At 66.7% G+C, this 23385-nt stretch carries 15 protein-coding genes; 10 read left to right on the top strand and 5 right to left on the bottom strand.

Features of this window, described 5'->3' with window-relative positions; all coding sequences use genetic code 11:
* Positions 1-27 precede the first annotated feature (27 nt).
* From xdhA to KBW98_RS03575, 10 genes are all read left to right on the top strand, one after another.
* On the top strand, positions 28-1503 hold the full coding sequence (gene xdhA, locus KBW98_RS03530; protein WP_211518717.1) for a xanthine dehydrogenase small subunit: 1476 nt from the start codon (positions 28-30) through the stop codon (positions 1501-1503).
* Positions 1500-3833 (top strand): xanthine dehydrogenase molybdopterin binding subunit, encoded by a 2334-nt coding sequence (gene xdhB / locus KBW98_RS03535; protein WP_211518718.1) that lies wholly within the window; start codon positions 1500-1502, stop codon positions 3831-3833. The genes xdhA and xdhB overlap by 4 nt, the downstream gene beginning before the upstream one ends.
* Entirely contained in the window at positions 3834-4817 is a 984-nt protein-coding gene (gene xdhC / locus KBW98_RS03540) for a xanthine dehydrogenase accessory protein XdhC (protein ID WP_211518719.1), read from the top strand.
* Positions 4817-6127 carry a guanine deaminase gene (guaD, locus tag KBW98_RS03545; RefSeq protein WP_211518720.1) on the top strand — a complete coding sequence of 437 codons (1311 nt, stop codon included), beginning with the start codon at positions 4817-4819 and terminating at the stop codon, positions 6125-6127. The genes xdhC and guaD overlap by 1 nt, the downstream gene beginning before the upstream one ends.
* 247 nt (positions 6128-6374) lie before the next feature.
* Positions 6375-7865 carry an adenosine deaminase gene (locus KBW98_RS03550; protein WP_211518721.1) on the top strand — a complete coding sequence of 497 codons (1491 nt, stop codon included), beginning with the start codon at positions 6375-6377 and terminating at the stop codon, positions 7863-7865.
* 524 nt (positions 7866-8389) lie between these two features.
* Positions 8390-11800 (top strand): TonB-dependent receptor, encoded by a 3411-nt coding sequence (locus tag KBW98_RS03555; protein ID WP_211518729.1) that lies wholly within the window; start codon positions 8390-8392, stop codon positions 11798-11800.
* 200 nt (positions 11801-12000) lie between these two features.
* Positions 12001-13692, top strand: coding sequence for a bifunctional UDP-sugar hydrolase/5'-nucleotidase (locus KBW98_RS03560; RefSeq protein ID WP_211518731.1), 1692 nt, complete (start codon positions 12001-12003; stop codon positions 13690-13692).
* A 20-nt stretch (positions 13693-13712) separates the two neighbouring features.
* Positions 13713-14774, top strand: a complete 1062-nt coding sequence (locus tag KBW98_RS03565) for a S1/P1 nuclease (RefSeq protein ID WP_211518733.1) — start codon at positions 13713-13715, stop codon at positions 14772-14774.
* A gap of 191 nt (positions 14775-14965) precedes the next feature.
* Entirely contained in the window at positions 14966-17002 is a 2037-nt protein-coding gene (locus tag KBW98_RS03570) for a GGDEF domain-containing protein (RefSeq protein ID WP_211518734.1), read from the top strand.
* 83 nt (positions 17003-17085) lie between these two features.
* Positions 17086-17943: a MipA/OmpV family protein gene (locus tag KBW98_RS03575; RefSeq protein WP_211518736.1), complete on the top strand. Its 858-nt coding sequence runs from the start codon at positions 17086-17088 to the stop codon at positions 17941-17943.
* 72 nt (positions 17944-18015) lie between these two features.
* Here the strand turns inward: KBW98_RS03575 and KBW98_RS03580 are convergent, their stop codons facing one another.
* From KBW98_RS03580 to KBW98_RS03600, 5 genes are all read right to left on the bottom strand, one after another.
* Entirely contained in the window at positions 18016-18300 is a 285-nt protein-coding gene (locus tag KBW98_RS03580) for a hypothetical protein (protein ID WP_211518738.1), read from the bottom strand.
* Positions 18301-18563: 263 nt separating this feature from the next.
* Positions 18564-19529, bottom strand: coding sequence for an ABC transporter permease (locus KBW98_RS03585; protein ID WP_211518740.1), 966 nt, complete (start codon positions 19527-19529; stop codon positions 18564-18566).
* A 3-nt stretch (positions 19530-19532) separates the two neighbouring features.
* Positions 19533-20621 carry an ABC transporter permease gene (locus KBW98_RS03590; RefSeq protein WP_211518743.1) on the bottom strand — a complete coding sequence of 363 codons (1089 nt, stop codon included), beginning with the start codon at positions 20619-20621 and terminating at the stop codon, positions 19533-19535.
* The gene (locus tag KBW98_RS03595) at positions 20618-22147 is read right to left on the bottom strand and encodes an ABC transporter ATP-binding protein (RefSeq protein WP_211518744.1); all 1530 of its coding nucleotides are present in this window, start codon (positions 22145-22147) and stop codon (positions 20618-20620) included. The genes KBW98_RS03590 and KBW98_RS03595 overlap by 4 nt, the downstream gene beginning before the upstream one ends.
* Before the next feature lie 81 nt (positions 22148-22228).
* Entirely contained in the window at positions 22229-23230 is a 1002-nt protein-coding gene (locus KBW98_RS03600; protein WP_211518746.1) for a BMP family protein, read from the bottom strand.
* Positions 23231-23385 lie beyond the last annotated feature (155 nt).

Consider the following 23385-nt stretch of genomic DNA (forward strand, 5'->3'; position numbering starts at 1 on the left):
CTTTAGCCCAGTCACTGCGAGACCAGCATGTCAGAACCGATCCGCTTCTTCTACCGCGGCGCCGTCCACGAAGTCCGGGACGCCGCGCCCACGCAAACCATCCTGCAGCACCTGCGGGAGGATCTGCATTGCACGGGCACCAAGGAAGGCTGCGCCGAAGGCGACTGCGGCGCCTGCACCGTGGTGATCGGTTCGCTCGAGGACGGCGAGCTCGCGCTCAAGGCCGTGAATTCCTGCATTCAGTTCACCCCCACCCTGGACGGCAAGGCCTTGTTCACCGTGGAAGACCTGCAGCAGCCGGACGGCGCACTGCATCCCGTCCAGCAGGCCCTGGTCGAGTGCCACGGTTCCCAGTGCGGCTTCTGCACGCCAGGCTTCGCCATGTCGTTGTGGGGCATGTACCTCAAGCAGGAGGGAAAACCGGCTTCGCGCTGCCAGATCGACGATGCCCTGTCGGGCAACCTGTGCCGCTGCACCGGCTACCGGCCCATCATCGACGCCGCGCGCCGCATGGCCGAACTGCCGCCGGTGGCCTTCGACCGCGCTGCCCTGGCCGAGCGCCTGCGCGGCCTGCAGCGCAGCCACGGCTTCTCCTACACCGCCCACGGCCAGCGCTTTCACGTGCCGCGCACGCTCGAGGAGCTCGCCAGCTTGCGCGCCGCGTATCCGGCGGCCGTGCTGCTGGCCGGTTCCACCGACGTCGGCCTGTGGGTCACCAAGCAGATGCGCGAGCTGAACGACGTGATCTACCTGGGCCAGGTCGAGGCCCTGAAGACGGTCGCCGAGCAGGACGGCATGCTGGAAATCGGCGCCGGCCTGAGCCTGGAAGACGCCTACGCCGCCGTCTGCAGGCATTATCCTGACGAACTGGGCGAGCTGTGGCAGCGCTTCGCCTCGCTCCCGATCCGCAATGCCGGCACCCTGGGCGGCAACGTCGCCAACGGCTCGCCCATCGGCGACTCGATGCCCTGGCTGATCGCGCTCGGCGCCCAGGTGGTGCTGGGCAGCGGCGGCAGCCGGCGCGTGCTGGCGCTGGAGGACTTCTACCTCGGCTACCAGCAGAAGGACCTGCGCCCGGGCGAATTCGTGCAGGCGCTGCGGGTGCCGCTGCCGCGCCCCGGCGTGCGCTTCCGCACCTACAAACTGGCCAAGCGCTTCGACCAGGACATCTCGGCGGTGTGCGCCGCCTTTGCCTTCACCCTGATCGGCGACACCATCGCCAGCGCCCGCATCGCCTTCGGCGGCATGGCCGCCACGCCCAAGCGCGCCGCCACGGCCGAGGCCCTGCTGGCGGGCAAGCCCTGGAACGAGACGACCTTGCGCGCCGCCATGGCGGCGCTGGCCCAGGACTATGCGCCCCTGAGCGACATGCGCGCTTCCAGCGGCTACCGCATGCAGGCCGCGCAGAACCTGCTGCGCCGCTTCTGGTTCGAGACGCGCCTCGACAATCCGCTGCCGGCGAGCAGCGTCAACGCCTTCGCGGCGGCAGGGAGTGCAGCATGAACGATTCCGTGGTGCCTGAACTGAAAACCTGGAAGGAAGTGGGGCGCGCGCGCTTCCACGAATCGGCCGAGCTGCACGTGCTCGGCCAGGCCACCTATACCGACGACATCCGCGAACTGGCGGGCACCCTGCACGCGGCCTTGGGCCTGTCGGCGCGCCCGCACGCGCGGATTGGCACCATCGACCTGGCGCCGGTGCGCGCCAGCCGCGGCGTGGTGGCGGTGCTCACGGCCGCCGACATCCCGGGCACCAACGATTGCGGGCCGATCATCCACGACGATCCGATCCTGGCCGACGGACTGGTGCAATACGTCGGCCAGCCGATCTTCATCGTGGTGGCCGATACCCATGACAATGCGCGCCGCGCGGCGCGCCTGGCCCAGGTCGGCTATGAAGACCTGCCGGCCGTGCTGACCCCACAGGAAGCACGCGCCGCCCAGTCCTACGTGCTGCCGCCGATGCGCCTGGCGCGCGGCGACGCGGCCCAGGCATTCGCCGCTGCGCCCCACGTGGTCAAGGGCGAGCTGTACGTGGGCGGGCAGGAGCAGTTCTACCTCGAAGGCCAGATCGCCTACGCGGTGCCGGGCGAGGACCGCGGCATGCACGTCTACTGCTCGACCCAGCATCCGAGCGAGATGCAGCATGTGGTCGCGCACGCGCTCGGCCTGCATTCGCACCACGTGACGGTCGAGTGCCGCCGCATGGGCGGCGGCTTCGGCGGCAAGGAATCGCAGTCGGCCCTGTGGGCCAGCGCCGCGGCGATCGCGGCCGCGCGCCTGCGCCGTCCGGTCAAGCTGCGCGCCGACCGCGACGACGACATGCTGGTCACCGGCAAGCGCCACTGCTTCCACTACCTGTACGAGGTCGGCTACGACGAGTCGGGCCGCATCCTTGCGGCCAAGGTCGACATGGTCACCCGCGCCGGCTACTCGGCCGACCTGTCGGGGCCGGTCGCCACGCGCGCCGTCTGCCACTTCGACAACACCTATTACCTGTCCGACGTCGAGATCCGCGCCGCCTGCGGCAAGACCAATACCCAGTCGAACACCGCCTTCCGCGGCTTCGGCGGGCCGCAGGGTGCGATCGCCATCGAGTACGTGATCGACGAGATCGCGCGCAACCTGGGCCGCGATCCGCTCGACATCCGGCGCCTGAACTTCTACGGCCGCAGCGAGCGCAACGTCACGCCCTATGGCCAGGAAATCGTCGACAACGTGATCCACGAACTGGTGGCCGAACTCGAAAGCAGCAGCGAATACCGCGCGCGCCGCGCCGCCATCGACGAATTCAACAGAGGCAGCCCGGTGCTCAAGAAGGGCCTGGCGCTCACGCCGGTCAAGTTCGGCATCGCCTTCAACGTCACCCACCTGAACCAGGCGGGCGCGCTGGTGCACGTCTACGTGGACGGCTCGATCCTGGTCAACCACGGCGGCACCGAGATGGGGCAGGGCATCAACACCAAGGTGATGCAGGTGGTGGCCCACGAGCTGGGCGTGGACCTGGAACGGGTACGCGCCACCGCCACCCACACCGGCAAGGTCGCCAACACCTCGGCCACCGCGGCTTCCACCGGCGCGGACCTGAACGGCAAGGCCGCCCAGGATGCGGCGCGCACCATCCGCGAGCGCCTGGCGGCATTCGCGGCGCAGCAGTACGGCGGCTCGGCCAGCGAAGTGCGCTTCGCGGCCGACACCGTGTTCGTGAACGGCCTGGCGCTGCCCTTCGCCGAGCTGGTCGCCAAGGCCTACCTGGCGCGGGTGCAGCTGTGGTCGGACGGCTTCTACGCCACCCCCGGCCTGCACTGGGATCCGAAGACCATGACCGGCCATCCCTTCTCCTACTACGCCTACGGCGCGGCGGTGGCCGAAGTGGTGGTCGACACGCTCACCGGCGAATGGAAGCTGGCGCGCGCCGACGCCCTGTACGACGCCGGCCGCTCGCTGAATCCGGCGATCGACATCGGCCAGGTGGAGGGCGCCTTCATCCAGGGCATGGGCTGGCTGACCACCGAGGAGCTGTGGTGGAACGCCTCGGGCAAGCTGATGACGCACGCGCCCTCGACCTACAAGATCCCGGGCGTGTCGGACTGCCCGCAAGACTTTCGCGTCAAGCTGTTCGAGAACGCCAACGTCGAGGACAGCATCCACCGCTCCAAGGCGGTGGGCGAGCCGCCGCTGCTGCTGCCGTTCTCGGTGTTCTTCGCGATCCGCGACGCCATCTCGGCGGTGGGCGGCCACAAGGTCAATCCGCCGCTGAACGCGCCGGCGACGGGCGAGGAAATCCTCAAGGCGATCGCCGCGGTCGAAGCCGCAGCTACCCAGGGCGATTGAATGGAAGACTGGCTGACAGCCGCACCGGGTGTGCCCGCGGTGCTCGTGACCGTCGCGCGCGTGGAAGGCTCCGTGCCGCGCGAGGCGGGCGCGCGCATGCTCGTGCAGACGGACGGCTTCCTCGGCACCATCGGCGGCGGCCATCTGGAACATCGCGCCCTCGAGATCGCGCGCGCCATGCTGCGCGACGGGAGCAAGGCCTGCCTGGAGCGCTTCCCGCTCGGCCCCAGCCTGGGCCAGTGCTGCGGCGGCATCGCTTATCTCGCTTTCGAGAAGCTGGACGCGGACCAGCTGGCGCTGCTGGCCGCGCGCCGCAACGAGCACAGCTGGCGCCTGGTGGCGCTCGACGGCGAAGCCCAGTGGAGCGTGTTCGATGGCCAGGGACGCCTGCTGGCGGGCGAAGCGGGTCCTTCTTTCGCATTCGATGCGGGCACCCATGTCATGGCGGAGGAGGGCGGGCGGCGCTGGCTGGCCGACGCCGTGCGGGCGCCGCGCGCCCACCTGATGCTGTTCGGCGCCGGCCACGTGGGCGCGGCCCTCGTGCGCGCCCTGGCCGAGCTGCCCTGCCGCGTGACCTGGATCGACGAGCGCGAGGAGGCCTTCCCGGCGAACGTGCCGGCCAACGTGACGGTCGAGGCGACCGACACGCCGGAGGTGCTTGTTGAAAAAGCGCCACGCGGAACCACCTTCCTGGTCATGACCCACAGCCATGCACTTGACCTGCGCCTGTCGCACGCGATACTGTCGCGGCCCTGGGGAGATTGGTACGGGCTGATCGGCTCCGAGACCAAGCGTCGCCAGTTCGAGCACCGCTTGCGCGAACGGGGCATTCCCGAACCGCGCCTCGAGTCCATGGTTTGTCCCATCGGCCTGTCCGGCATCGCCGGCAAGGCGCCCGCCGTGATCGCGGCCTCCGTCGCGGCCCAGTTGCTGTCCCTGTGGGAAGCGGCCGCGCACCCTGAACCTTCTTCGGAACCCAACTGATGTCCACCGCACCGCAAAACGTGCAAGCCTACCGTGCGAGCTTGCTGCACTTTCACGCCGATCCGGCCTTCGACGACAAGGCCCATGCCTGGCACGAGGACGGCCTGCTGGTCGTCGAGGACGGCCGCGTCAAGGCGGCCGGCGAATACGCGCAGCTCGTCGCCGGCTTGCCGCCCGGCGTCGAGCCGCTCGACTACCGCGGCAAGCTGATCACGCCCGGCTTCATCGACACCCACCTGCATTACCCGCAGACCGACATGATCGCCTCGCCGGCCCCGGGCCTGCTGCCCTGGCTGGAAACCTATACCTTCCCGACCGAGCGCCGCTTCGAGGACCCGGCGCATGCGCGCGCGACCGCCGAATTCTTCCTCGACGAGCTGCTGCGCTGCGGCACCACCACCGCCGTGGTCTACTGCACCGTGCATCCGGGCTCGGTCGACGCCTTCTTCGAGGCCAGCGAAGCGCGTAAGCTGCGCATGGTGGCCGGCAAGGTGCTGATGGACCGCCACTGCCCGGACTTCCTGCGCGACGTCGAGGGCCAGCTGGGACAAAGCGAGGCCCTGATCAACAAGTGGCACAAGCGCGGCCGCGCGCTGTACGCGATCACCCCGCGCTTCGCCCCGACCTCGACCGAGGCCCAGCTCAAGCTGACCGGCGAGCTGGCGTCCCAGTACCCGGACACCTTCATCCAGACCCACGTGTCGGAGAACAAGGACGAATGCCACTGGGTGGGCGAGCTGTTCCCGCAGGCGCGCAGCTACCTGGACGTCTACGAGCGCTTCGGCCTGATGCGTCCGCGCGCCCTGTTCGGCCACTGCATCTGGCTCGACGACGAGGACTTCGCGCGTATGGCGGCCACGGGTTCGGCGGCGGCGGTGTGCCCGACCTCCAACCTGTTCCTGGGCAGCGGCCTGTTCGACTTCGAGCGCGCCGACGGCGCGCGCGCGCTGCTGTCGCTGGGTACCGACGTGGGGGCGGGGACCTCGTTCTCGATGCTGCAGACCATGAACGAAGCCTACAAGGTGGCGCGCCTGAAGGGCAGCTACCTGCCGGCGCTGCGCATGTTCTACCTGGCCACCCTGGGCGCGGCGCGCAGCATGCGCCTGGAAGGCACCATCGGCAGCTTCGCGCCGGGCTGCGAGGCGGATTTCGTGGTGCTGGATCCGAAGGCGACGCCGCTGATGGCGCGCAGGACCTCGCATTGCGAGTCGCTGGAGGAGCTGCTGTTTGCGCTGGCCTTGCTGGGGGATGATCGGGCGGTGGCGGAGACCTACTCGGGTGGACGCAAGGTGCACGGAAGGGGTGAGTAAACTTGGGTCCCGGCCTTCGCCGGGAGTCATAGGCGCCAGTGGCGCGTATGACGTTGGTTTAGGTGCAGGAGATCCACCGCGGTGGCTTCGGACACGTTTGCAAGCCCCGTCGTTCCGGCGAAGGCCGGAACCCAAGTTCTGCCTGACCAGTGTCAGCCCAAAACCCAGCAATATTGCCAACATTGAACGAAGCAGTTAGAGTTGCCGCGTCCCCGGCGCCGATTGCGCCGCCACCAGAAAGCACCACATGACCATGAAACTGACCGCCGCCGCGTTGCTGGCGCTGGCCGTCGCGGCCCAGCCGGCCCTGGCCAAGGGCCCGGCCTCGAGCGTCAACGAGACCGCCACCTCCAGGCACTACGCCTCCCTGATCGCGGGCGAACCGAAGCTGGCCGAGCTGACCATGTTCTTCACCCAGATGCCCAAGGGCGGCGACCTGCACCACCACTACTCGGGCGCGATCTACGTCGAGCAGTACATCGACTTCGTCGACAAGCAGGGCTTCTGCGTGAACAAGCAGAGCTACCAGATCGAGACGAAGAAGGAAGTCATCGCCGCCGAGCGCGCCAAGCCGGTCGCGGAGCGCAGCTGCCTGACGGGCGCCGAGATCTACGCCGACGACCATACCTGGCGCGAGCTGCTGCAGCGCTGGTCGAACAAGGACTTCGCCAACCATGGCGCCCTGCAGCCGCCGCCGGACCGCCTGTTCTTCCAGACCTTCGGCTATTTCGGCCCGGTGTCGAACTCGAACTTCCGCGAAGGCCTGCAAGAACTCAAGAAGCGCGCCATCGCCGAGAACGTGGGCTATATCGAGACCATGTTCAAGTCCGCGCCCGCGCTGCCGAATCCGGACTTCGACAGGCAGGCCGCGGCCAATGCCGATAACGACGCCGCGCTGGAGGTCCAGCTGGCCGCCGCGTGGGCCGCCCTGGACCAGGACCCCGGCTTCGGCAAGTCGATCGCCAAGTTCGTGGACACGGTCCACGAGTCGTCCGAAGGCATCGACGACGAACGCTTCACCATGCGTTACCAGACCTATGTGTTCCGCCTGATGAGCCCCTCGCTGGTGTTCTCGTCGATGATGGCCGCCTTCAAGTCGGACCTCGCGAGCGACAAGATCGTCGGCGTCAACATCGTCGGCCAGGAAAGCAGCCACGTCGCCATGCGCGACTACGCCCTGCACATGAAGATGTTCCGCTTCCTGCGCGCCAAGTATCCGGACGTGAAGGTGGCGATGCATGCGGGCGAACTGGCCATGGGCGACGTGCCGCCGGAAGGGCTGAAGTTCCACATCGACCAGGCGCTGGTGGTGGCGGGCGCGCAGCGCATCGGCCACGGCCTCGACCTGGTGCACGAGACCAATGCCCCGGCGATCATGAAGAAGATGCGCGACGAGGACATTCCGGTCGAGATCAACCTGACCTCGAATGCCTTCATCAGCGGCATCGAAGGGGCCGAGCACCCGATCAACCTGTACCGCAAATACGGCGTGCCCTACGTGATCTCGACCGACGACGCCGGGGTCACCCGCCACACGCTGTCGAACGAGTACGTGCTGTTCGCCAGCCGCTACAAGCCGAGCTATGCGGAAATGAAGAAGGCTTCGTACGCCAGCATCCGCTATGCCTTCCTTCCAGTGGCGGAAAAGCAACGTTTGACCCGCCAGCTCGACAGCCGATTTGCGGCTTTCGAGGCCCGGATGGCCCAGTTCGCCAAGACCGCCAGGCCAGTGCATTGACCCTTCCTACACGGTCCGGACGCCCGTTCGGACCGCTTTCCGGTTACGCTGATTTAGTGACTTTTTGATTACGTATTGCCATTAAGTCAATTTTTGTGGCCATCTCGCTACAAAAAATCTTGTCATATCTCAGGTTTGATGAATATTTCATCAAAACAATTTCACTCCAGAACGCGATCCGTATAATCCGGCCTTGAGATTTGCTTACAGGCATTGTCAGTTTGTAGCGTAACTACAACGTCTGCTAGGGTATTTATATCTCGAAGATATAAATAGCTAAGCGAAAACGAATTTGCCGGGTTGTTAACACTGATGCATATTGGCTCGCGTGATGCGTGGGAGTCCGTATCGAGGTGTCCGCTACCGCGTCATTCCGTTGACATATGGGCACGCTACAATCGCCGCCGCCAGCCGGCCGGCCCAGATGGGTCACGCGGCGCACCGAGGCAAATAACGGTTGCAGTACTGAAGAGGGACACCCGCCGGGTGTCCATAAATAACTAAAGTTCTTTTTGGGGTTATCGATGATCACTCAACAACAGATCCGGCTCACGAAGTTGGCGCTGGCTTTGTCGGTTGCACTGGCGGCGTCGCCGTCGTTTGCACAGAACACCACCTCGGCCATCGGCGGCCGTATTTCGGCAGCCGACGGCAAGCCGGCAGCCGGCGCCCAGGTGTCGATCGTTCACGCCGAGTCGGGTTCTGTCAGCAATGTCACGACTGACGCGGAAGGCCGCTACGTCGCACGCGGCCTGCGTGTCGGCGGTCCTTACACGATCGTGATCACCAAGGACGGCGTCACCGAGCGCCGCGAAAACGTGTTCGTCGAGCTGGCCGAGACCGCATCGGTCGACGCCACCCTGGGCCAGAAGATGCAGACCGTGACCGTGACCGGTTCGGCAACGCGCTCGGAGATCTTCTCGAAGAACACCATGGGTTCGGTCACCGCGATCAGCAAGGCCGACCTGGAAACCCAGGCCTCGATCAACCGCAACCTGCAGGACTTCGCGCGTCTCGATCCGCGCGTGTCGCAGACCGACAAGGAACGCGGCGAGATGTCGGTGGCGGGCCAGAACTCGCGCTACAACTCGATGACCATCGACGGCGTGGCCGTGAACGACACCTTCGGCCTGGAAGCCAACGGCAGCCCGACCGCCCGCCAGCCGATCTCGATGGAAGCGATCGCCTCGGTGCAGGTGAACGTGGCCAACTATGACGTGACCCAGCGCGGCTACACCGGCGCCAACGTCAACGCCGTCACCAAGTCGGGTACCAACGTGTACCACGGCGGCGCCTACTACATCACCCGCGACGACAACCTGGTCGGCGACCGTTTCAACGCCACCACCGGCGAATACACCGAAGCCCCGGCCTTCAAGGAAAACACCAAGGGCCTGTGGGTCAGCGGCCCGCTGGTCAAGGACAAGCTGTTCTTCTTCGCCCTGGCTGAAAACCACGAAAGCAGCCGCAGCTCGCCGGACTTCGGCGCCATCGGCTCGGGTTCCGGCACCACCGTCGGCATCAGCCCGACCCAGATCGCCGCGGTCAAGGACATCGCTTCGCGCGTCTACAACATCGACCTCGGCAGCACCGAAGTGCCAAGCGGCACCAAGATGAAGTCGGAAGAGCGCATGATCAAGTTCGACTGGAACATCAGCGACGATCACCGCGCCAACCTGCGCTACTCGAAGACCTCGCAGAACGAACCGATCTTCCCGGGCTTCTCGCAGAGCGGCGTGTCGCTGAGCTCGCAGTTCTACAACCAGGACAAGACCATCGAAACCCTGGTCGGCCAGGTGTTCTCGGACTGGACCCAGGACTTCTCGACCGAATTCAAGATCTCGCAGCGCGACTATGATTCGGTGCCAATCAACAACGCCCGCCTGCCGACCATGTCGTTCCAGTTCAGCGGCCCGCTGCCGTCGGACGCGCCGAGCGGCACCCGTACCGGCAACCGTTTCCTGAACACCGGTACCGAAAACAGCCGTCACAACAACGTGCTGGGCACCAAGACCCTGGACCTGTACGCAGGCGCCAACTACCTGTGGGGCGACCACGAGTTCAAGGTCGGCGCGGACTACACCTCGAACGAGGTCTACAACGCCTTCCTGCAGAACGTGTACGGCAACTACACCTTCCAGTGCGATAACAACTTCACCTACTCCTTCGGTTCGGTGAACTGCGCCACCGCGAGCGCGGCCCAGATCGACGCCGCGATCTACGAGAACTTCACCCGTGGCCGTCCGTCGTCGTACACCGTGCAGCTGCCGGTCGCCGGCGGTTCGCTGAGCAACGCGATTGCCCAGTTCACGATGAAGAACACTGGTTTCTTCCTGCAGGATAACTGGACCGTCAGCAAGAACCTGACCGTCAGCGCAGGCGTGCGCGTGGACCTGACCGACGTGGACAACACCCCGCTGGCCAACACCGCCGCCGCCCAGCCTGTCATCGCCGGCAACGCAGCCACCTTCGCCCGCCAGACCGGCGGCTTCGGCTACGACAACACCCGTACCTTCGACGGCAACAAGCTGTGGCAGCCGCGTGTCGGCTTCAACTACAAGTTCGACTCGGCTCGCCAGACCCAGCTGCGCGGCGGCGCCGGCCTGTTCCAGGGCGCGGCGGCCACCGTGTGGATGTCGAACCCGTTCTCGAACCCGGGCGTCGCTACCCGCATCGTCACCTGCAGCAGCACCAGCTCGACCCGCTGCCCGGCAACCGACGGCACCTTCACCCCGGACGTCGATGCACAGAAGTCGGTCGCCGGCGCCACCCCGGCGTCGAACGTCGACATCCTGTCGCCGGACCTGAAGCAGCCGTCGATCTGGAAAGCCAACCTGGCCTTCGAACATGAACTGCCGTGGAACGGCCTGGTGTTCGGCGCCGAGCTGCTGGCGACCCAGAACAAGGACGCGATCTACTACCAGAACCTGAATCTGGGCGCGCCGACCACCATCGGCAAGGACGGCCGCGAACTGTACTGGAACGCGGACGGCCTGCGCGCAAGCTGCTACACCTTCACCAACAACGCCGTCAGCACCGCCAGCACCTGCCGTACCGTCAACAAGGCGCTGTCGAACAACAGCTACGGCAACGTGATGCTGGCCAAGGCGACCGACAAGGGCGACGCCCAGATCGTGACCCTGTCGCTGACCGCACCGACCCGCAAGGGCTTCGGCTGGTCGGTGGCCTACAGCCACACCAATGCGACCGAAGTGTCGCCGCTGACCTCGTCGACCTCGGGTTCCAACTGGAACGGCCGCTCGGTCTTCAACCCGAACGAGGAAGTGGCTGCCAACTCGGCCTACCTGGTGAAGGACCGTATCAACGCCCGCCTGTCGTGGGAGAAGCGTTTCTTCGGCAACTACCGCACCCGTCTCGGCGTGTTCTATGAAGGCCGCGAAGGCAAGCCGTACAGCTGGACCTTCAACAACGACCTGAACGGCGACAGCCTGGCAGGCAACGACCTGATGTACATCCCGTCGGCGATCGGTTCGGGCGAAGTCGTGTTCTACGGCGACACCGCGACCAGCAACGCCAACGAGCGCAAGTTCTGGGACATCGTCAACTCGAACGCGGCAATGCGTAAAGCTGCCGGCGGCGTCGTGAGCCGTAACTCGGCCTTCTCGCCGTGGACCAACAGCTTCGACGTCAAGCTGACCCAGGAGCTGCCGGGCTTCATGAGCAAGCACAAGGCCAGCTTCTCGCTCGACATCCTCAACTTCGGCAATCTGCTGAACAAGAAGTGGGGCCGTATCGAGGAAGTGGGCTTCCAGTCGGCTGGTGGTCTGGCGCGCAGCTTCGTCGACTTCGTCGGCCTGGATGCACAGGGCCGCTACGTCTACGCAGTGCGTAACAACGTGGAAGACCTGAACGTCCGCCAGAACAAGGGCGAGTCGCAGTGGGCAGTCCAGGCAACCCTGAAGTACGAGTTCTAATCGGACTTCCCAGCCTGAGCTAAGCCAGAACGGCCGGTGGAAACACCGGCCGTTTTTTATTTGATAAGAGTGAGTGGACGCGCTGTCTCCTGCGCTCCATGCAGCCGCCCGTAAGGATTTCCGGGCCGGCGGCGGCATGCCATAATGCCGCGCTTCATGCCTGCCACCGGCTGGCGCCCGTTTCACTGAAAGAGGATTCCATGACCGTCTCGACCCGCGCTTGCGCACGCCTTACCATCCTGTCCACGGCGCTGCTGCTGGCCGGCTGCGCCAGCACCGCCAGCCAGGGGCCGGTGACCATCAACCTGGTCGCCATGAACGACTTCCACGGCAACCTCGAGCCGAGCCGCTACGTGCCCACCGGCGCCGACGGCGCCAGGGAAAAGGCGATCCGCGCCGGCGGCCTGGAAGCCGTTGCGGCCGCGCTGCAGGCCTGGCGCAAGGAAGACAAGGACCTGCTGTTCGTCTCGGCAGGAGACCTGGTGGGCGGCAGCCCGGCGATGTCCTCGCTGTTTGCCGACGAACCGACCATCGAGGCGATGAACATGCTGGACCTGCGCGTGAGCGCGGTCGGCAACCATGAATTCGACGCCGGCCGCAAGGAACTGCTGCGCCAGCAGCACGGCGGCTGCGATTCGCCGCGCCCGGGCAGGGCCTGCCAGTGGTCGCCCTCCTGGGGCGGCGCCAGGTTCACCTACCTGGCCGCCAACGTCATCGACAGCGCCACCGGCAAGCCCTTCATTCCCGGCTTCCGGATCGAAGAGGTCAAGGGCGTGAAGGTCGGCCTGGTCGGCGTGGTGCTGCAGGGCGCCGATTCGGTGGTGATGGCCTCGGGCATCGCCGGCCTGAAGTTCGGCGACGAGGCCGAGGCCATCAACAAGGCCATTCCCGCCATGCGCGCGCAAGGCGCCGACGTGATCGTCGCGCTGGTGCACGAGGGCGGCATGACCAAGGACGCACCGCTGCAGCCGGGCTGCACCGGCCTGGAAGGCGCCATCGTCGACATCGTCAAGAAGCTCGACCCGGCCATCAAGCTGGTGATCTCGGGCCACTCGCACCAGGGCTACCTGTGCCAGGTGGAGGGCCGCACCGTCACCCAGGCCGCGACCGCCGGCCACCTCTTGACGCGCATTTCGATGAAGGTCGATGCGCGCACCGACACGGTGAGCGACCTGCAGGTGAACAACGTGGTCATGACGCCCGGCCTGTATCCGGCCGACCCGCGGATGGTCGCCTTCGTGGCCGCGGCGAAGGAACGCAGCCGCACCGCGCTGGCGCGCCCGGTGGCGAAGCTGGGCGCCGCGCCGGTGCTGCGCAAGAACAACGAGGCCGGCGAATCGGCGCTGGGCGGCGTGATCGCCGACGCCGTGCTGGCCGCCACCCGCGCGCAAGGCGCGCAGATCGGCTTCATGAACGAAGGCGGCATCCGCAAGGACCTGGAAGCGGGCGAGGACAAGGTGGCGAGCTTCGGCCAGGTCCAGGCCGTGCTCCCGTTCGGGAACACGCTGGTGGTCATGGACTTGACTGGCGCCCAGCTGCGCGCGCTGCTGGAGCAGCAGTGGGCACGCCCGGCCGCGTCCGGCACCTCGATGCTGCAGGTGTCGCGCGGCTTCAGCTACCAGTGGGACGAGAAGCGCCCGGTGGGCAGCCGCGTGGTCCCGGGCAGCCTCACGCTGGACGGCGTCGCCATCGACGACGGCAAGACCTATCGCGTGGTCGCCAACAACTTCCTTGCCGAAGGCGGCGACCACTTCCCCGAATTCGCCAAGGGAAGCAAACGCCTCGAGACCGGCATGCTGGACCTGGACGCCCTGACCGAGTACCTGAAAAAGCACGAAGGGCAGGGCGCCGCGCTCGCGCCCGCCGCACCGCGCATCATCAAGGCGCACTAACGAACATGGAAAAGATTCACATGAAAAAACTCGCTTGCGTGCTGGCAGTGACCAGCGCCTTCGCCTCCTTCGACGCCATGGCCTGGGGCCGCGACGGCCACCGGGCCGTGGGCGCGATCGCCGACAAGCTGCTCAAGGGCAGCTACGCCCAGAAGCAGATCGCCGCCCTCCTGCAGCCGGGCGAGTCGCTCGAATCGATCGCCAACTGGGCCGATTGCGTGAAGGGCACTTACTGCGGCCCGCAGACCCCGGAAATGCTCGAATACGTGGCCGGCAACCCGAAGCACAGCGAGTACCACTACACCGACGTGCCCTTCCAGCTCGAGAAGTACCACGACCACGGCGTGGGCACCGCGGACGACGACATCGTGCAGACGCTCAAGCAGTGCATCGCCGTCCTGCAGGGCAAGACGGATCCTGCGCTGAACCCGCACAAGTTCACCAAGCGCCAGGCCCTGATCCTGCTGGCCCACTTCGCCGGCGACATCCACCAGCCGCTGCACGTGGGCGCGGCCTTCGTCAGCAAGGACGGCAAGTTCGTGGTGCCGAAGACCCATGCCGAAGTCGACGAGGCCGCCATCTTCGATTCGCGCGGCGGCAACAACCTGCTGCTGGACGACGCGAAGATCGTGGAGCTGGCGGCCGGCCTGATCCCGCCGGGCGATGCGGTGCCGGTCAAGGAAGGCGTGCCGAAGGCGCTGACCAAGCCCTTCCACTCCTACTGGGACAGCACCACGGTGGACTACGCCTTCCGCCGCATCCAGGTCAAGACCCCGGAACAGTTCGCGCAGGCCGCGATCGCGGGCAGCCCGCAGGTCGCCACGGCCAAGGGCGACCCGATGACCTGGCCCTACCAGTGGGCGGACGATGCGCTGGTGGTGTCGAAGCTGGCCTATGCCGGCGTGGCGCCGGGCAAGCTGACCCCGCAGACCAGCAAGAAGGGCGAGACCTATTACACCTTCGCGCTCGACGTGCCGGCCAATTATCCGGTGCCGAGTTCGGCGATCGCGAAGACCCAGCTGATCAAGGGCGGCTACAACCTGGCGGCGCTGCTGCAGGCGATCTTCCCCGAGCAGGGCTGATCGGGCGCCGGCCAAGCCGGCGAAAGGACGGCATCGTTCCTGTTTCCCTCATGCCGGGAGCAGGAAGGATGCCATTTGTCCTGGAGGACCGGGCAGGCGCGCTGGGCATAAAATGTCCTTCAGGCTACAAAATGCCGACCGAACCGGCGCCGCGCTAGAATCCGTGCAGAACAATAACGATTCGTTCGCCCATGCCCGACTTCCCTTCCGATTCGAAGTCCGCCATGCCGCTTCTCGGCCGCATGCTGCTGGCGACCCTCCTGGGTTGCGCCTGCGGCCTGGCCGCGGCGGAAACGGTCACCGAGGCGCTCGACGACCTCGACCAGCACGGCTACGCTTCGCCCCTGCTTGCCATGCGGCGCCTGCAGGCGGCGACCGGCCGCCCCGATGGCGCCGCGCCTGTCGCGCAGCAGCTCCGCTACCAGTCGACCTTGGCGCTGCTCGCCATTCACGGCAAGCACAAGCGCGAGCTCGACGCCGCGCTGGCGCAGGTCCAGCAGCTGGCCGACGGCGGGCGCTGCCAGCCCTGCGGTCCGCATCTGCTGGCGCTGCGGATCGGCCGGGCGGACGTGAACAACGAGCGCGCCGCCGTCAAACCCCTGGTCGACCAGCTGGCCGCGCTGCCGCCGTCGGCCGACCTGCGCCTCGAGGCCGAGCGCCTCGGCTTGCTGTCGCGCGGGAATATGCTGCTCGATGAGGAGGAGCAGGCGCTGGACCTGGGGGTGCGGGCGATCGAGACCGCCAGCCGGGCCGGCCTGCCGGCCGCGGAGGCGCGCCTGATGAACGCGCTGGTGCGCGTGCACTTCGCGCGCGGCGACATGGCCAGCGCCCTGCGCGTGACCCAGGACGGCTACGCGCTCGCCGAGCGCATCGGCTTCCGCTTCGTGATGGCGCAGTCCCGCGTCAACCAGAACTACGCCTACGGAACCCTGGGGCAGGGCGACAAGGAATACCAGGCCTTGCGCGACGTGCTGCGCATCACCAACGGCACGCCGGGCACCGAGGCGCTCGAGGAGATCGCGCAAAGCAACCTCTCCGCCTACCACATCCACCGCGGCGAATACCCGCAGGCGATCCGCGCCACCGTGGCTGCGGAAGCGCTGGCGCGCCGGCTGGGCGACGACATCGGCCTGGCCTTCGCCTTGAGCAACCGCGGCAGCGCACTGGCCCGCAGCGGCCGCGTGGACGAGGGCATGGCCCTGATGAAGCAGGGGATGGCGCAGGCCGAAAAAGCGGGGGGGCGGCGCGAAGTGCTGGACCTGCTCTCGGAACAGGTCAACGTGCTCGAGCGCGCGGGGCGCGACCGCGAAGCCCTGGCCGCCCTGCGCAAGTGGGTCAAGCTGTCCGGCGACATCACTTCCGCCGAGCGCGAGAAGGCCGTGCTCGAGCTGCAGGAGAAATTCTCGGCCGAGCGCAAGACCCGGGAGATCGAACGCCTGTCGCTGCAGAACGCGCGCTCGCAGGCGGAAGTGGCCGCCCACGCCTGGAAGCAGCGCCTGTGGGCCGCGCTGGCCGTGGTGCTGCTGCTGTCCGCGGCGCTGCTGGTGCAGTGGCTGCGCCGGGTGCGCCGGCGCAACCAGGCGCTGGTCGTCGACAATGCCGCGCTGGCCTCGCAGTCGATCCACGACCCGCTCACCGGCGTGTTCAACCGCCGCCATTTCGAACAGCTGATGGGGCAGCAGGAGGCCACGGTCCACGGCCGTTCGCGCGACCGCCACTACCAGGCGGCGGTCGGACTGCTGCTGCTCGACGTCGACCACTTCAAGCGCATCAACGATACCTATGGCCACGCGGCCGGCGACGAGGTGCTGAAGGTCGTGGCCGCGCGCCTGAGCAGCCTGGTGCGCGAGCAGGACGCGGTGGTGCGCTGGGGCGGCGAGGAATTCGTGCTGGTGCTGCCGGGGACCTCGGCCGAAGGGCTGCCGATCATCGCGGCCAAGGCGCTCGGCGCGCTGGGACGCGAGCCGGTGAAGCACGAGGGGCGGGAGATCCCGGTGCGGGCCTCGGCCGGCGCCATCGCCTGGCCGGCCTGGATGGACCAGAAATGGATGGACGCGGTGCACATGGCCGACCTGGCGCTCTACCTGTCGAAGACGGGCGGGCGCAACCGCGCGACCTGTTTCCTGCGCCTGCGCGAGGGCGCCGACCTCAGCCGGGTGCACGCGGATCTCGCGGCCGCTGCGGCGGCCGGCGATGTCGATCTGCAAGTGGTGCCGGGGCCGGCCTGATACTGTGCCGGCTTGATGTGCGCGGCGCGCCCCGGCCATGGTCATGGATAGAATGCGGAACACCATCATTCCCTCTTTCCGCCATGAACGCCATCCTCAAGGCCGCCTGCTGGGCGGCTGCTCTGCTGCCCGTGGCCGCGGCCGCACAGACCGGCGACGGGCGCGATCTCCCGCTGTGGGAGATCGGCATCGGCGCCGCCGCCATTTCCACGCCCGCCTACCCGGGCGCCGATGACCGCTCGGCGCGCGGCCTGGCGCTGCCTTTCATCCTGTACCGGGGCGAGATCCTGCGCGCCGACCAGTCGGGCATCGGGGCGCGCCTGTTCCGTTCCGACCGGGTCGAGTTCGACGTCGGCCTGGCCGGTTCGCTGCCGTCGGAATCAAGCGACGTGGATGCCCGCGCCGGCATGCCCGACCTCGGCACCCTGCTCGAATTTGGTCCGCGCCTGAAAGTGAAGATCGCCGACATCGACCGCGCCAGCCGGCTGCGCGTGGAATTGCCGCTGCGCGCCGTCATCGAAGCCCGCGGCGGCCTGCACCGCCAGGGCTGGACCTTCGAGCCGCGCCTGGTCTATGAACGGGCCGGGGAGGGCGGCGCCTGGACCTTCCAGGGGCAGCTGAGCGCGGTGGTGGGAGACAAGCGCATCCACCGCTATTTCTACGACGTGCAGCCGCAGTACGCGACGGCGCTGCGGCCGGCCTATGCATCGGATGCGGGGCTGGTGCTGACCCGCCTGGGGGTGTTCGGGACACGCAGGATCAATCCGGACCTGCGCCTGTTCGGCTTCCTGCGTGTCGAAAGCTATCGCGGCGCGGCGAACCGGGAAAGTCCGCTGCACCTGCGCGATTCGGGCGTGTCGGGAGGAGTGGGCCTTGCGTGGACCTGGAAGCGATCCAGCCGCCGCGCCGGCGGGGCGGAGTCGATCGATCCGCCCATGTAAAACGCCGTGCGGCGGGGCCGCACGGCGACAGCGACACCCGGCCGGAGGGGACCCGGCCGGATGGAGGGAAGCTTACTTGGCGCCCTTGCTATCCTTGTGCGACTTGGTCTTGTCGTGCTTGTCCTTCTTGGCGTCTGCCTTGTCGTCGGCGGCCGGGGTCGCGGCGGTTGCAGGCGTTGCCGGAGTGGCCGGGGTTGCGGCGGTTGCAGCGGCATCGGTCGCCGGTGCAGCCGGATCGGCCGGGGTAGCTGCGACCGCGGGGGTGGCCGGGGTTGCCGGCGTTGCCGGGGTGGCGGTCTGGGCGAAAGCCGAGGTAGCGGACAGAGCAACGATCAGGGTAGCAATGGTGTGCTTCATGTGAAGATCCTTTACGGTTGAGTTCCGGCGTACGTTTATCGTGTCACCTGACTCTTCAACGGGCCGCCTGGCTGCTGTGTTGACGGTCTTTACAAAGGCTTACGGTAGTCACAATTGCTAACAAACAGTGCAATAGTCGATGAGGAACGGCAAAGTTCCTATTTTCCGCGCCCGTAAAACGTCAATAGCGCCACTGGCGCTATTGACTCCCCGCGGAGGCGGGGATGACGTATTGGAGCTGACGAAGGAAGCGGGCGATACGCCTAGCGCGACTTGACGAACGGCCGTCCCAGCGCCTTCGGCGCCACCGACTTGGCCATCAGGCCGGCCAGCACGATCACGGTCAGCACATACGGGATCATCTGGATCAGCGAGCCCGGGATGCGGCCCACCACCGGCAGGTCCACGCCTTCGATCTGGATCTGCACCGCGCCGAAGAAGCCGAACATCAGGCAGCCCAGCACCGTGTGCAGGGGACGCCAGTTACCGAACACCATGGCCGTCAGCGCCAGGTAGCCGGCGCCGGCCGACATGTCGCGCAGGAAGAAGCCGCTCTGGACGATCGACAGGTAGGCGCCCGAGAACGAGCACAGCACGCCGGCGATCAGCATGGCGGCGTAGCGGGTGCGCTGCACCGACACGCCGGCCGCGTCGGCCGCGTGCGGGTTCTCGCCGCAGGCGCGCAGGCGCAGGCCGAAGCGGCTGTGGTACAGCACCCAGTGCACCAGCGGCAGCAGCAGGAAGGCCAGGTAGACCAGCACCGAGTGGCCGCCGATCACATGGCCGTAGAACCAGCCGAGGAAGGGCACGTCGGCCAGGGCGGTGGTGCCCGGAAGGACCACGTCGGTCAGGCGCGCCTCGCCCAGCTCCGGCGTACGGCCGCCCTGCTGGAAGAAATACTGCGCCACCACGAAGGTCAGGCCGCTCATGGCGATGTTGATCGCCATGCCCGCCACCAGCTGGTTGCCCTTCTGGGTGATCGAAACGAAGGCCTGCACCATGGCCAGCGCCACCGAGGCCAGGATGCCGGCGGCGATGCCGAGCCACGGGTCCTGGTAGGTGTAGGCGACGCCGGCCGACACGAAGGCCGAGGCCAGGATCTTGCCCTCGAGGCCCAGGTCGATCACGCCGCTGCGTTCGGCGAACAGGCCGGCCATCGCCGCGAAGATCAGGACCGGCGCATTGCGGATCGTCGAGACGACGATACTGGCGAGTTGGAAGTCGTCCATGGCTTATCCTTTGCGCGACTTGGTGGAGTTGATCAGTTTCAGGACCGCCGGCGCGTACAGGTTTTCCATCGCGCCGCAGAACAGGATGATCAGGCCCTGGATGAAGATGAAGGTCTCCTGCGGGATGTTCGGTTTTTCCAGCGACAGGTCGAAGCCGCCCTGGATCAGCGCGCCGAACAGTACCGAGGACAGGAAGATGCCGACCGGGTTCTGGCGGCCCATCAGGGCGATCGCGATGCCGATGAAGCCGGCGCCGGCCGGGAAGTTCAGGCTCAGGTAGTGGGTCGAGCCGAGGATCGAGTTCACCGCGGCCAGGCCGGCCAGGGCGCCCGAGATCAGCATGGCCACGATGATGGTGCGGCTGATGCGCACGCCGGCGTAGTGGGCGGCGTGCTGGTTCAGGCCGGTGGCCTGCAGCTTGTAGCCCCAGGGCGAGCGCGAGATCATCACGCCGTAGATCGCCAGCGCGGCGATGGCGAAGAAGAAGCCGATGTTCAGCGGGGTGTCGCCCAGCGCCGGGAACCATTCGCCCAAACGCGGCATCCACGCGGCTTCGGTGAACACGCGGCTGGCCGGGTTCTGGTCGCCCTCAGGGATGAGCTTCAGGATCAGGTAGTTCATCAGGCTGGCGGCGATGAAGTTGAACATGATGGTCGTGACCACCACGTGGCTGCCGCGCTTGGCCTGCAGGTAGCCGGGCAGGAAGGCCCAGCCGGCGCCGAACACGGCGCTTGCGACCATCGCCAGCGGAATCAGGAGCCAGGGCGAGAGGCTGGCGTCGAAGGCCAGCATCGCCAGGGTCAGGCCCAGGCCGCCCAGGTACATCTGGCCTTCGGCGCCGATGTTGAACAGGCCGGCCTTCATCGCCACCGAGACCGCCAGGCCGGTGAACACGAAGGTCGAGGCATAGAACAGCGTGTAGCTCAGGCCTTCCGGATTGATCACGGCGCTGTTGATCAGGATCTGCAGCGATTCGACCGGGCTCTCGCCCAGCAGGTGGATGACGAGCGCCGCAACCAGCAGCGCCGACAGCAGGTTCAGGAGCGGCAGGACGAAGCCCGAGGCCCAGCGTGGGAGTTCAGTGGTTTTCATGATTTGTGCATCCCGCCCATCAGCAGGCCGATGCGGGTGGTGTCGAATTCTTCAACTTTCAGTTCGCCGGTGATGCGTCCGCCCGAGACCACCACGATGCGGTCGGCCAGGGCGCGCACTTCTTCCAGCTCGGTCGAGACCAGCAGGATCGCCACGCCTTCGTCGCGCAGGCGCAGCAGCTGGGTGTGGATGCTCTCGATGGTGCCGATGTCCACGCCGCGGGTCGGCTGGCCGACCAGCATCAGCTTCGGGCAGGCCGAGACTTCGCGTGCGATCACGACCTTCTGCTGGTTGCCGCCCGAGAGCAGGCCGATGCGCAGGTCCGGATTCTTGGGACGCACATCAAAAGCTTCGAGCAGGTGGGCGCAGCGCTGGGCGATGGCCTTGAAGTCGAACAGGCCGGCGCGGTTCTTCACCCGGTCCTGGTAGCCGAACACGGTGTTCTGCATCACCGAGAAATCCTTGATCACGCCATCGCGCAGGCGGTCTTCCGGCACGTGGCCGATGCCCAGCTGGCGGAACACGGCGGGCAGGCCGTCGGCGTTGGCGCGGCCGGCGTAGGGCAGGTCCTTGCCCAGGAAGCTCACCTTGCCGGAAGTCGGCAGGCGCATGCCCGACAGGATTTCCATCAGTTCGCTCTGGCCGTTGCCCGAGACGCCCGCGATGGCGACGATCTCGCCGGCGCGCACCGTGAGGTCGATGTCGGCCAGCAGCCTGACCTTGTTCTTGTCCTGCAGCTGCAGGTTTTCCACCTTCAGCACGGCCTCGCCTGGATTGTAGGGCGCGCGCGGCAGGTTGCCCTCGATCGGGCGGCCGACCATCATGTTGGCCAGCTGTTCCTTCGAGGTCTCGGCGGTCGATACGGCGCCGACCACGCGGCCGGCGCGCATCACCGTCACCTGGTCGGTGATCTCCATGATCTCGCCCAGCTTGTGGGTGATCAGGATGATGGTCTTGCCCTGGTCCTTGAACAGCCGCAGGATCTCGAACAGCGAGGAGGTTTCCTGGGCGGTGAGGACGGCGGTCGGCTCGTCCAGGATCAGGATCTCGGCGCTGCGGTAGATCTGCTTGAGGATCTCGACGCGCTGCTGGGCGCCCACCGACAGGTCGTGGATGGTGGCCAGCGGGTCGACGTCGAGGCGGTAGCGCGCGCAGATCTCGCGCAGCTTGGCCTCGGTCTCGCCGCGCTTGGCAGCCAGCTTGAATCCGCCCTCGGCGCCCAGCATCACGTTGTCGAGCACGGTCATGTTCTCGACCAGCATGAAGTGCTGGTGCACCATGCCGATGCCGAGCGCGATCGCCTCGTGGCTGGTGCGGATGTTGCGCTCTTCGCCATTGATCAGGAGCTGGCCGCTGTCGGCATTGTAGTAGCCGTACAGGATGCTCATGAGGGTGGATTTGCCGGCGCCGTTCTCGCCGATCACGCCATGGATCGAGCCTTTGGCGATCTGGAAGCTGACGTCGGCGTTCGCCTGCACCGGCCCGAAGGCCTTGCTGATATTGCGAAATTCTACGGCTGGCTGCATTGAATCAGTCATTGTTCAGTATTCAAAAGCGCGCCGGACCGGATGACCCGGTGCGGCGCGCTTTTTAATGGGAATGGAAAATCAGACCGGGCAGCTGCTGCCGGCGCGGTAGTCGATGACCTTGATCTTGCCGTTGATGATGTCGGTGCGCACGCCGTTGACGCGCTTCTCGATCTCCGGCGTGACGACCTTGCGGTTGTCCTTGTCCAGCACCCAGTCGACGCCGCCTTCCTTCAGGCCTTTATAGGTGACGCCCGGTTTCCAGGTGCCGTTCTTCATCGCCATGAAGGAGTCGTACACGGCCACGTCCACGCGCTTGACCATCGAGGTCAGCATGGTGCCCGGGTGCAGGTAGTTCTGGTTCGAATCGACGCCGATCGCCAGCTTGCCTTTTTCCTTGGCCATCTGCAGCGTGCCCATGCCGCTGCCGCCGGCCACGGCGAACACCACGTCGACGCCGCGGTCGAACTGCGCGCGCGCCAGCTCGCCGCCCTTGGCCGGGTCGTTCCAGGCCGCGGCGGTGGTGCCGACCATGTTCTGCACGATGTCGATCTTCGGATACTGGGCCTTCGCGCCTTGCGCGTAGCCGCAGGCGAAGGCGCGGATCAGCGGGATGTCCATGCCGCCGACGAAGCCGATCTTCTTCGACTTCGAGGCCATGGCGGCGGCGACGCCGACCAGGTAGGAGCCTTCCTGTTCCTTGAACATCACCGAGTTGATGTTGTTGCCTTGCGCGATGCTGTCGATCAGCACGAAGCGCACGTTCGGGAATTCCTTGGCGACCTTCTGGACGGCCTGGGTCTGCGAGAAACCGATCGCGGCGATCAGGTCCAGCTTCTTGCGGGCGAGGCCGCGCATGACCTGTTCGGCCTGCGTATCGCTGCTGGCTTGCGCTTCGAAGACCTTGATGCCGGTCTCCTTGCTGAAGCGGTTCAGGCCTTCGAACGCCGACTGGTTGAACGACTTGTCGAACTTGCCGCCCGCGTCGTAGACCATGCCCAGTTTCGGTGCGCCCGGCGCCGCGAAGGCGCTGCCGGCGACGCAAAGGGCCGCGATGGTCATGCTGAGATACTTGAATTTCATGTAGTGGCTCCTGGAATAGCGATATTGTACCCGCCGCAACGTTGCCATTGAGACGGGCAGCGCAAGCTGCATCGTCCACGGCGTCCAATGAGGCGGGGTCATCGCGCAGCGCGATTGTGTCAGCCTGAGAACGCTCGTGGGGTTACGATTTGTAT

Source organism: Massilia sp. ST3 (genome assembly GCF_018119405.1).
GTDB lineage: Bacteria > Pseudomonadota > Gammaproteobacteria > Burkholderiales > Burkholderiaceae_D > Telluria.